Consider the following 10329-nt stretch of genomic DNA (forward strand, 5'->3'; position numbering starts at 1 on the left):
CGTACGCTGATCTATACGACCAATGCGATTGAAGGGCTCAACCGTGCTATCAGGAAGGTGATCAAGACGCGCACTCTGTTCCCCAATGAGGACGCTGCCAAGAAGCTGATTTACCTGGCCATCATGAATTTCACGGCCTCCTGGAAGCGTGCTACGCCCAAGTGGGCTGCTGCCATGCCCCAGTTCGCTCTGCTGTTTGGTGAGCGCTTTACAGGTGCCATGGAGTAAGGAAGGGATATGATTAGACCTCTCGCGCTAACGCGCCAGCCGCTTCGCGGCGCGCGATAGCGGGGGCTAAGGAGGATCCTCCCGCGCTCCGCGCGGGCCCCTCCACCTTAGCCCCCGCTATCGCATCAGGTCTGGCATACTGCATCTCAAATACAAAGGGCAGCCTCGTTGGGCTGCCCCTGGAATAACCTCCCCAGACACAGAAATCCTGACACTCCCGAGTTGCATTTCGGGTGCTGCGTTCAGGAGGTTCCTCTCCAGAGACGCAGGGCAATCATTCCGGTCTGCAGTTGGGCATTATCGATCCACTTTGTGGAGCTCGTGGTAACATCACGGCACATTCCACCCACATCCGACCGCTTCGAAAACCATGCTCAACTGGCTCATCGGGACGCTCTTCATGGCGTTTCCCCTGCTTCTTCCCATTTTCATTCTCATGATCGCCCGCAAAATCGGCTACCGCTGGCCCGCCCAGAGGCTCTTCATGCGCGTGGCGCTCGCCTTCTACGCGATCTCTCTCGTACTCATCGGCGGGCATGCCGCTGAAACCGGACTCGGACTTCAGGAATTCTTCAACGCCTACTACGGCGCGGCTTCTGATGCCACCCTGCTCTACTACCTCGGTCTCGCGTGCCAGATCCTCGCCATTGTCGCGCTCATGTTTGTTGTCAACTGGAAGGTCATTCGCCTCTACTACGGCGAGGACTGGAAGGCTCCCGCCGGCTTCATGACGAAGGAGGAGGCCGAGAAGGCCGCCAATGCCGACGATGTTCAACCCGAAGCCAACGTCGCCGAACCTCGCAAAAAGGACGGCAGGACCGAATAATCGGCGTCAGATCTTCGCTCCCGTGTGTGAAAAGGCCGCAGGTGTCAGAGCCCGCGGCCTTCTTGTATTCAGTGACTGTGGAGGAAATGCTTGGGTTTGCGCATCAAGGGGCGGCCTTCTCGGTCGCGTGAGCCTCGTCCCAAGCGGCCATCATGTCGAGCCAGGGGGCTGCGCCCGTGCCGAATATCGAGCCTGCGGTTTCGGCCATGGCGGGCGTGAGCGGTAGTTCGCCGTGGTAGAAGGCCTCGAGTTCGGTCGCCGAGAGGCCGAACCACTTCGCCGCGAGTGCGGGCGGGGTATCTGCGAGGATTTCGCGAAGGACTTCTCCGGGGTGCTGCTGGGCGGATGCGGGCCTGCGGCCGCCGCGCTTCCCTGCGGGACTGGGCTTGCCGGACTTTCCGGCCTTGTTCGGTTTTCCGGCCATGACGCTGGTCTCCAAAAACGGTATGTATCCTGCAATCTTATCCCTTTGGGTGACGTTCTTCTAGTACCAATGCTCAATTGCAACGGTCCTTGTGGTTGAGGTCGGGGTATCCGCGAGACGCCTAGAATGAAGGCATAGACAAAGTTTTTGTGCGCCTCTCCAATTCGGGATGCGCGCGAAGGAGACCGAAAGATGTGCACAACCTGCGGCTGCGGCGAACACAACCACACCCACATGCACGCCCATGTGGACGAGAACGGCAATGTAACGACTCATGTCGCCCACGATCACGATCATGAGCATCGTCATGACCATGCCAACGGGCACCATCATGACCAGGACCACGGTCCCGCTCACAGCCACGCCCCGACGACGTCCGCCTCGCGCGCCATCTCGATCGAGGAGGACATCCTCGGGCGAAACAACGCGATTGCGGCCGTCAACAGGAAGTTCTTCCGCGAACACCGCGTGCTCGCGCTCAATCTTGTCTCGTCGCCCGGTTCGGGCAAGACCGAGCTTCTCGCTCAGACGCTCAAGAGGGCCTCGGGCTTTCGCACGGCCGTGATCGAGGGCGACCAGCAGACCGCGAACGACGCCGAGCGCATACGCGCCACGGGCGTGCGAGCCCTGCAGATCAACACGGGCAAGGGCTGCCATCTCGACGCCGCGATGGTGAGCCACGCGCTCGAGCATCTTGTGCCCGAAGACGAGTCCGTGCTCTTCATCGAGAACGTAGGCAACCTCGTCTGCCCGGCCGAGTTCGACCTCGGCGAGGCTCACAAGGTCGTGCTCCTCTCCGTCACGGAGGGCGAGGACAAGCCGCTCAAGTATCCCGACATGTTCCGCGCGGCCGACCTGATGATCCTCACGAAGACGGATCTTCTGCCCTACGTCCCGTTTGACGCAGAGAGGGCCGAGGAGAACGCCAGACGCGTGAACCCAAAGATCCGCACGATGCGTGTCTCGGCCGTGTCGGGCGAAGGCATGGAGAAGTGGCTCGCCTGGCTTGCCGCCGAACTGATGCTCTCGGGACTGTGAGGTCCGGCCATGACGAAGGCCGCAACGGACTTTCGCGTGCGCGGACTCGTGCAGGGCGTGGGCTTCAGGCCCACGGTCTACAGGATCGCGCTTGAGCTCGGTCTCTCGGGCACCGTCTGGAACGATGCCGAAGGGGTCGTCGTGCACCTTGAGGGCGAGTCCGAGGTGCTCGAACGTTTCCCCGAGGCGCTTCTCGCAGGCAAGCCCCCGCTCGCGCGCATCGACGCCGTCGAGCCCGCGGCGGGCGAACTTCAGGGCATGGAGGGCTTCTCCATTTCCGCCACGCCCTCCGGCGGCCGCGTGACCACTGCCGTCACTGCCGACGCCTGTGTGTGTGACGCCTGCCTCGACGACATCTTCAATCCAAATGACCGCCGCTGGCGCTATCCGTTTGCAAACTGCACCCATTGCGGCCCGCGCTTCACCATCACGCGCCACCTTCCCTACGACCGTCCCCAGACGGCCATGGCGGGCTTTCCGATGTGCCCCGACTGCAGGGCCGAGTACGAGGATCCGCTCAACAGGCGCTTCCACGCCCAGCCGATCGCCTGCCCCGTCTGCGGACCGAAGCTCACGCTCGTGACGCCCGACGGTACGGCGGTCGAGGGCGACGCCATCCGCGAGACGGTGAAGGCCCTCGGGGCCGGCCGGATCATTGCGATCAAGGGGCTCGGCGGCTTTCACCTTGCGTGTGACGCCGAGAATCCGGAAGCCGTCGCTGCGCTCCGCAGCCGCAAGCAGCGCGATGAAAAGCCCCTTGCTGTCATGGTCGCGGGCCTTGCTTCGGCCGAGCGCTTCGCACACGTCACCGACGATGAGAAGGTCCTTCTCACGGGCCCCGCGCATCCGATCGTGCTGCTGAAGAGAAGGACGGGGAAAAACGTGCCTGCGTTTGCAGGCGTTGCCGACGGACTCGAGGCGATCGGGGTCATGCTCCCCTATACGCCCCTTCACGCCCTCATCTTCCACAGTTTTGCGGGCGAGCCCGAGGGACGCGGCTGGATGAACGACGTCCTTCCCGTCACGCTCGTGATGACGAGCGCCAACATGAGCGGACTGCCGCTCTGCACCGAAAACGAGGAGGCGCTCGAGCGCCTCTCCGGGGTCGCAGACCTCTTCCTTCTCTCCAATCGAGACATCGTCACACCCTGCGACGACTCGGTCGTGAGGGCGGGCGTTGAAGGCACGTCCTTCGTGCGCCGCTCGAGGGGTTATGCGCCCGAGGCGGTCATGCTCCCCGAATCTGCGGGCGCGGCGAAAAAGCCCGTCGCCCTCGCCTTCGGGCCCTATCTCAAGAACACGGCGTGCTTTCTTCGTGATCGCGAAGCCTTCCTCACGCAGCACGTGGGATCCCTCTCGAACCGACCGACGGTCGAGCTTCTCTCGCGCTCGGTCTCACACATGAGCGCCCTTTTCGAACTGAGTCCCGAGGTCGTCGCCTGCGACGCGCATCCGGACTTTCCTTCGACGAGACTTGCCCTTGAATATGCGGACCTGCACGGCATTCCCTGCATTCCCGTTCACCATCATGCGGCCCACGTGGGCGTCGTGGCGGCGGAGCGCGGCGTTGTGAAGCCCCTGCTCGGCCTTGCGCTCGACGGCGTCGGCATGGGGGCGGACCGTCTCCCCTGGGGCGGCGAACTTCTTCTCTGCGGGCCCGCCTCGTGGGCGAGGCTCTCTCACCTCGAGTCCATGCCGATGCCGGGCGGCGACAGGGCCGCCACGGAACCCTGGCGCATGGGCGTCGCCCTGATGGTGATGGCGGGCGCGGGGGACTTTGCAGAAGAGCTCTTCCCCGGCATTGCGTCGGTGTCGATGCTCAGGAAGCTCCTCGCGGGGGATCCGGAGAAGGCGGCCATGCTCGGTACGACCACTTCCTTCGGACGTTGGTTCGACGGCATGAGCGCCATTCTCGGCCTCTGCACCCATCAGCACGACGAGGCAACCGCCGCCATGCGTCTTGAGGGCGCTGCGGTGCGCGGACGCGACAATCCCGCCTGCGGCACGCTCGACGTTGAGGCGGGCGACCGGATGATTCTTGCCGACGGCACGCTCTCGCTCGTGCCCCTCGTTCGCCGCGTCGTCGACGAAAGGCTCTCTGGCACATCCGTCGAGTGTCTCGCGGCTCTCGTGGAAAATGCCGTCATCGCCGCGCTCGCCGACTGGATCGCCTTCCACGCGACGAAGCTCGTCGAAGAATTCGGTCCGGGGCTTCTTGCCTCGGACGACAATGAAAACATGCTTGTCGCCCTCACGGGTGGTACCATGAACAACGCGGCCCTCTCGAAGGGGCTCGTCGAGGCGCTCACTTCGAGGGGCCTCGCCGGAGCGCTGCCGCTGCACATCCCCGCGGGAGACGGCGGACTTTCGCTCGGTGAGGCCTGGTGGGCCCGCTCGGCACTGGCCGCAGGCGCGACTGAGTACGCGCCGCTCGACGCCTCCTCCGTTCTCGGACGAGTGCAACCACAAGGAGAATCATGACATGTGTCTCGCCATTCCAGGACAGATCATCAGGCTCGCCGGCGACGGCGAGGCCGTCTGCGACATCGGCGGCATTGAAAAGACGGTCAACGTCTCGCTCATCGAGCGCCCCGTTCCGGGAGACTGGGTCATCGTGCACGTGGGCTTCGCGCTCAACCGCATCGACCCCGAGGAGGCCCAGAGGACCCTCGCGGCGCTCAAGGCCGCGGGTCTGCACGACGAGGAGCACGCATCATGAAGTACGTCGACGAATACCGTGAGGGCGATGCCGCACGGCGCATTGCTGCCGAGATCAGGCATGAGGCCGATCCGAAAAGGATCTACCGCTTCATGGAGTTCTGCGGCGGCCACACCCACGTGCTCGCCCGCTGGGGGCTCACCGACATCCTGCCGCCCAACGTGCGCATGATCCACGGACCGGGCTGTCCCGTCTGCGTGCTGCCCGTCGCGCGCATCGACATGGCGATGCAGCTCGCGCTCGAAAGGAACGTGATCCTCTGCACCTATGCCGACACCATGCGCGTCCCGGCGGGCAAGGGCATGTCGCTCTTCAAGGCCAAGGCTCAGGGCGCGGACATCCGCATGATCTACTCGCCCATGGATGCGCTTGAGCTGGCGAAAGCCAATCCAGAGCGCGAGGTCGTCTTCTTCGCGATCGGGTTCGAGACGACCACGCCGCCCACGGCCGTTGTCCTCAAGGCCGCAAAGGCCGCGGGCGTGAAGAACTTCTCGGTTTTCTGCAACCACGTGCTCACGCCCGCCGCTATGACCCACATCCTGAAGATGAGCGAGGAGCGCCCCGAAGTGCCCGTCCTCGACGGTTTCGTGGGCCCCGCCCACGTCTCAACCATCATCGGTTCGGGACCCTACGAGGTCTTCGCGCGCGACAACCGCCTTCCCGTCGTTGTGACGGGGTTCGAGCCCCTCGACATGCTCTACGCCATCCTGATGATGGTGAGGCAGGTGAACGACGGCCGCCACGAAGTTGAAAACGAATTCACCCGCGCCGTCACCCGTGATGGGAACGTCGCCGCCATCCGCCTAATGGACGAGGTCTTCGAGCTTCGCGATTCGTTCGAGTGGCGCGGACTCGGACGCCTCCCTAAGTCCGCCCTGAAGCTTCGCCCCGAATGGGCGGACTTCGACGCGGAAAAGCGCTTTGCCATGACCGAGCGCGCCGTCACGGACAACAAGGCCTGCGCCTGCGGTGCGATCCTCAGGGGCGAAAAGACGCCCGAACAATGCCCGCTCTTTGGCCGCGCCTGCAATCCCGCCAACCCGATCGGGGCCTGCATGGTCTCCTCGGAAGGCGCCTGTGCGGCCGCCTGGAGCTACGGCCGACGCCGCGCCGCAGCGCCCGAGAAGGCGAAGACTTCTGACGATCAGCGATAAAGGAAGAAGGAAGAACCATGACCGACTTTTACATGCGCCCCCTCGACATGAAGAACGGCGCCGTCGACCTCACCCACGGCGCGGGCGGCCGCGCCACCGCGCAGCTCATTCACGACGTCTTCGGACGGCACTTCACGAACGCCTGGCTCGACGAAGGGCACGACGGCGCGCTCCTTCCGCCCATGACCCGCCCCGTGGCCGTCTCCTGCGACGGCCACGTCGTGCGTCCCCTCTTCTTCCCCGGCGGCGACATCGGGCGGCTCTCCGTAGCAGGCACCGTCAACGACGTCGCCATGTGCGGTGCACGGCCCCTCTATCTCACCGCCAGCTTCATTCTTGAAGAGGGCTTTCCCCTCAAGGACCTCGACGCCGTCGTCGCCTCCATGGCGAAAACCTGCGAAGAGGCGGGCGTCGCCATCGTGACGGGCGACACCAAGGTGGTCGAGCGAGGCCACGGAGACGGCGTCTACATCGCGATCTCCGGCATCGGCGAAAAGATCTCGGAGGGCACGATCTCGGGGCGCGCCGCACGTCCCGGCGACGCCGTGCTCATCTCGGGCACCATGGGCGACCACGGCACCGCCATCCTCTCCTTCCGCGAAGGCATGAGCTTCGGCACGACCGTCGAGAGCGACTGCGCACCATTGAACGAAATGGTCGAGGCGGTCCTTTCCGCCGCCCCGCACGTCCACGTGCTGCGCGATCCGACCCGCGGAGGCCTTGCCGCCACACTCAACGAAATCGCCTCCCAGAGCAACGTTGGGATCCTTCTTGAGGAGAGCACCGTGCCCGTGCGCCCCGAAGTCCGGAGCGCCTGCGAATTCCTCGGACTCGATCCGCTATACGTCGCCAACGAAGGCAAGATGATCGTGATCGTCCCCGAAGACGAGGCCGACGCGGCGCTCGCCGCCATGCGCGCCTCGCCCTATGGCGAGAACTCCGCAAGGATCGGTCACGTGACGGACGACTCTGACGTCCCAGTCGGCATGGTCGAGATGGTGACCCTCATGGGCGGACGCCGGACCGTCGACTGGCTCGCGGGCGAGCAGCTTCCGCGAATCTGCTGAGCCCAAGGAAGTCTCTGAAGCCCTGCGGGACGCACGTTCGAGCCGCCGCAGGGCTCTTTTTTTTGGGAAAACTTGATGCGCGTCAAATGAATTGCAGAATTCCGGAAGGTTGTTTCAGGCCTTAAATTGGTAGCAGCTTGTAAATTCTTGGGTCTTTCTGCAGGGTCGCAAAGGTGTCTCGGCCGGTCCGACGGTTCCGTAATGGCGGAAAACCCTCGCAAATCTACGCAGAAATGCGGAAGAAATGCTCGAAATCGGCTCCTGACCACGCTTTCGGGCGAAAATGCCTGCCCTTTTTTCGGAAAAATTGCAAGAGGGGGCGGGCATCGTTCGCAGGCCCCGAAGCCCTTCGGATCCGTTGGAGGGCAATCGCTGCGGCGAGAAGACTTTGCTATGATTGTGCCCAAGTCGAGCTCGGGTCCCTTTCCGTGTTCGACTCGGTATTCGGGCCCTGTCCGTCAGGAGGACGGGCCGCACTATCGGGACTCACGGTCCCTTCAGGAGTCATTGAAATGAACAAGTCCGAATTTATCACCGCCCTCCAGGCCAAGACCGGTCTCGCCAAGGCCGACGTGACGAAGCTCGTCAACGCCTACGGTGAAGTCGTCATTGAAGCCGTTTCCAAGGGCGAAGACGTTCGCCTCATCGGCTTCGGCACGTTTGGCACCTCCGAACGCGCCGCCCGCGTCGGCCGCAACCCGCACACGGGTCAGGAAATCCAGATCCCGGCCGGCCGCGTCGTCCGCTTCTCCGCCTCCGCCAACTTCAAGGAAGCCGTGAAGTAATCCGCTGATCCGTCCGATCATGCAAGCAAAGAGGAGCCCGCAGGCTCCTCTTTGCATTTTGGTTCCTCACCTTCGTCCCGCTATAATCTGCGGACGAGAACAGCATTCACTCTCAGGAATCCATTTCAGGAGAAGCCATGTCCGCCTGTGCGCCCGCCGGCACCCTGCTCGGCCAGACGACCGAATACGTCGACACCTATCGTCCCGACCTCCTCACGCCCATTCCGCGCTCGCTCGGACGCGACGCGATCGGCGTGCACGACTTCCGCGGCACCGACGTCTGGCGCCTCTATGAAATCACCTGGATCAACGAGCGCGGCCTTCCCGTCGCCGCCGCCGGCGAAATCCGCGTGCCCGCGACGAGCCCCTGCATTGTAGAATCCAAGTCCCTGAAGCTCTACATCGGCTCGCTCACCCAGACGAAGATCGCCTCCGTCGAAGAGGCCGCCCGCCTCATCGCCCGCGACGTCTCCGCGTGCGTGGGCGCACCCGTCGAGGTCCTTATTGACGACCTCGCCCGCTGGGAGATGCCCGTCACCCGCGTCCCCGGCATCGTGCTCGAAGCCGAGTGCGGCGACCTCGAGTGCAGCGTTTACGAACCCGACGCCTCGCTCCTCAAGGCCGCCTCCGACGAAGTCGTCGAGGAGACCCTCTCCTCCAACCTCCTTCGCTCGCGCTGCCCCGTCACGAGCCAGCCCGACCATGCCTCTATCGTAATCAGCTACCGCGGCCGCCGCATCGACCGACGCGCGCTCCTTGCCTACATCGTCTCCTTCCGACGCCACCAGGGCTTCCACGAGCAGTGCTGCGAACAGATCCACGCCGACATCATGCGCGTGCTCGCCCCCGAGGCCCTGTCGGTCAACTGCTGCTTCACTCGTCGCGGCGGCATCGACATCAGCCCCTTCCGCTCCACCGTTGCGGATCTTCCCGATCCCGTCATCAGGACGCCCCGCCAATGAGCTTTCTCAAGATCGGCACGCGCTCGCGCTACGCCCTGCGCTTCATGATCGAGCTTGCCGAAGTCGAACGCGCCGCAAGGTCCGACGAGACCCGCAGGCGAGGCTATGTCAAGCTTCGAACCGTCGCGAGTTCCCAGGACATCTCCTGGCGCTACCTCGAGCAGATCGCGCCCGCACTCGCCGAGGCCGGCATGGTCGAGACGGGACGCGGGCCGCTCGGCGGCTACAGGCTGTTGCGAAATCCCGCAACACTCACCGTCGCTGAGATTCTTGCCGTCGTCGAATCTGACGAAGCGCCCATGAAGTGCTTCGATCCCGAGGACGACTGCAGCCGGCGCGCAGGCTGCGCCGCCACCTTCCTCTGGAAGGGTCTCTCCGACGTGGTTGACAAGTACCTGCAGAGCGTCACGCTCCAGGATCTCCTCGACGGTCGCGTCACCGTTCCCAAGCTCATCGGTGCGCGCCATGACGAACCCGTACCTCCGGATGCGAACGCCTCGGAGATCGATGAAAAGGCCTGACGCACCTTTCTGGGAATAATCGCATCATGAAAAAAGCCGGCTCCCCTTCGGTGGGTGGTCGGCTTTTTTCATGAAAAAGATGAGAGCAAAGCACGCGAAAACCCCTGCGGCCCGAAGTCGCATCATGAAAGATTCGCAGGAACCAAGCCCTCATCACCACACCGAGATCTGCGTCGCCCACGCATCTTTTCATGAGCTGTTTTGATTGTTTTGCGATGCACATGCTCCTTAGTTTTCATCATAGAGGGCGATAAACGGTTTGTCATCATGTCCATTTTTTGCCGGCAGGCTGTCAAGCAGAGCCTGGTTACACGTCACTGATAGACCTGAACGCCGATAGAAACGGCACGAACAGAGCGATGTTTTGGGTCGTGCTTGATAGCAGTGTTGCAATTTTGCAACAGCTCAATCGGTTTCGAAGCCGGGGCTGTCTGGTTTTCATTCACCCATGATGTGATTGATGCTGCGGACGCCGGCATGTCTTGCGTGGGAATTCCGTTTCCTCCCGCAGTGATTCTTCCTCCGATGTCTTTCAACATTTGCATTTGCACTTTCCCTTTGCTGCAAGGATTCATGCGGGCGTCTCTCTTCATGGCGTTCCCTTG

At 63.2% G+C, this 10329-nt stretch carries 12 protein-coding genes; 10 read left to right on the forward strand and 2 right to left on the reverse strand.

The genetic code is table 11. The features are described 5' to 3' along the window. Together HMPREF9465_RS07150 and HMPREF9465_RS12435 are read left to right on the forward strand one after the other, a co-directional pair. Positions 1-228, forward strand: a 228-nt coding sequence (locus tag HMPREF9465_RS07150) for an IS256 family transposase (protein ID WP_005433140.1), incomplete at its 5' end; no start/stop codon positions are given. 370 nt (positions 229-598) lie between these two features. Then, entirely contained in the window at positions 599-1054 is a 456-nt protein-coding gene (locus HMPREF9465_RS12435; RefSeq protein WP_005435500.1) for a hypothetical protein, read from the forward strand. Positions 1055-1157: 103 nt separating this feature from the next. Here HMPREF9465_RS12435 and HMPREF9465_RS07160 read toward each other — a convergent pair whose 3' ends face one another. Then, positions 1158-1478, reverse strand: a complete 321-nt coding sequence (locus HMPREF9465_RS07160) for a helix-turn-helix transcriptional regulator (protein WP_005435506.1) — start codon at positions 1476-1478, stop codon at positions 1158-1160. Between the two features lie 192 nt (positions 1479-1670). Here HMPREF9465_RS07160 and hypB point away from each other — a divergent pair, with 192 nt between their 5' ends. The 8 genes from hypB to HMPREF9465_RS07200 all read left to right on the forward strand — a co-directional run bounded on the left by hypB (position 1671) and on the right by HMPREF9465_RS07200 (position 9724). Then, the gene (hypB, locus tag HMPREF9465_RS07165) at positions 1671-2516 is read left to right on the forward strand and encodes a hydrogenase nickel incorporation protein HypB (RefSeq protein ID WP_005435507.1); all 846 of its coding nucleotides are present in this window, start codon (positions 1671-1673) and stop codon (positions 2514-2516) included. Positions 2517-2525: 9 nt separating this feature from the next. Beyond that, positions 2526-4997, forward strand: a complete 2472-nt coding sequence (hypF, locus tag HMPREF9465_RS07170) for a carbamoyltransferase HypF (RefSeq protein ID WP_005435508.1) — start codon at positions 2526-2528, stop codon at positions 4995-4997. Position 4998: 1 nt separating this feature from the next. Beyond that, positions 4999-5235, forward strand: a complete 237-nt coding sequence (locus HMPREF9465_RS07175; RefSeq protein ID WP_005435509.1) for a HypC/HybG/HupF family hydrogenase formation chaperone — start codon at positions 4999-5001, stop codon at positions 5233-5235. Then, on the forward strand, positions 5232-6389 hold the full coding sequence (gene hypD, locus HMPREF9465_RS07180; protein ID WP_005435510.1) for a hydrogenase formation protein HypD: 1158 nt from the start codon (positions 5232-5234) through the stop codon (positions 6387-6389). Before HMPREF9465_RS07175 ends, hypD begins: the two co-directional genes overlap by 4 nt. A gap of 17 nt (positions 6390-6406) precedes the next feature. Next, entirely contained in the window at positions 6407-7456 is a 1050-nt protein-coding gene (hypE, locus tag HMPREF9465_RS07185) for a hydrogenase expression/formation protein HypE (RefSeq protein WP_005435511.1), read from the forward strand. Between the two features lie 512 nt (positions 7457-7968). Next, a complete protein-coding gene (locus HMPREF9465_RS07190) occupies positions 7969-8241 on the forward strand; it encodes an HU family DNA-binding protein (protein WP_005435513.1) in 273 nt (90 codons plus the stop codon). A gap of 137 nt (positions 8242-8378) precedes the next feature. Next, on the forward strand, positions 8379-9203 hold the full coding sequence (gene queF, locus HMPREF9465_RS07195; protein WP_005435515.1) for an NADPH-dependent 7-cyano-7-deazaguanine reductase QueF: 825 nt from the start codon (positions 8379-8381) through the stop codon (positions 9201-9203). After that, positions 9200-9724: an RrF2 family transcriptional regulator gene (locus HMPREF9465_RS07200; RefSeq protein WP_005435517.1), complete on the forward strand. Its 525-nt coding sequence runs from the start codon at positions 9200-9202 to the stop codon at positions 9722-9724. Before queF ends, HMPREF9465_RS07200 begins: the two co-directional genes overlap by 4 nt. Before the next feature lie 314 nt (positions 9725-10038). Here HMPREF9465_RS07200 and HMPREF9465_RS13255 read toward each other — a convergent pair whose 3' ends face one another. Next, a complete protein-coding gene (locus HMPREF9465_RS13255) occupies positions 10039-10317 on the reverse strand; it encodes a hypothetical protein (RefSeq protein WP_147645266.1) in 279 nt (92 codons plus the stop codon). Positions 10318-10329 lie beyond the last annotated feature (12 nt).

Origin of the sequence: Sutterella wadsworthensis 2_1_59BFAA (genome assembly GCF_000297775.1) — a bacterium.
Classification (GTDB): Bacteria; Pseudomonadota; Gammaproteobacteria; order Burkholderiales; family Burkholderiaceae_F; genus Sutterella; species Sutterella wadsworthensis_A.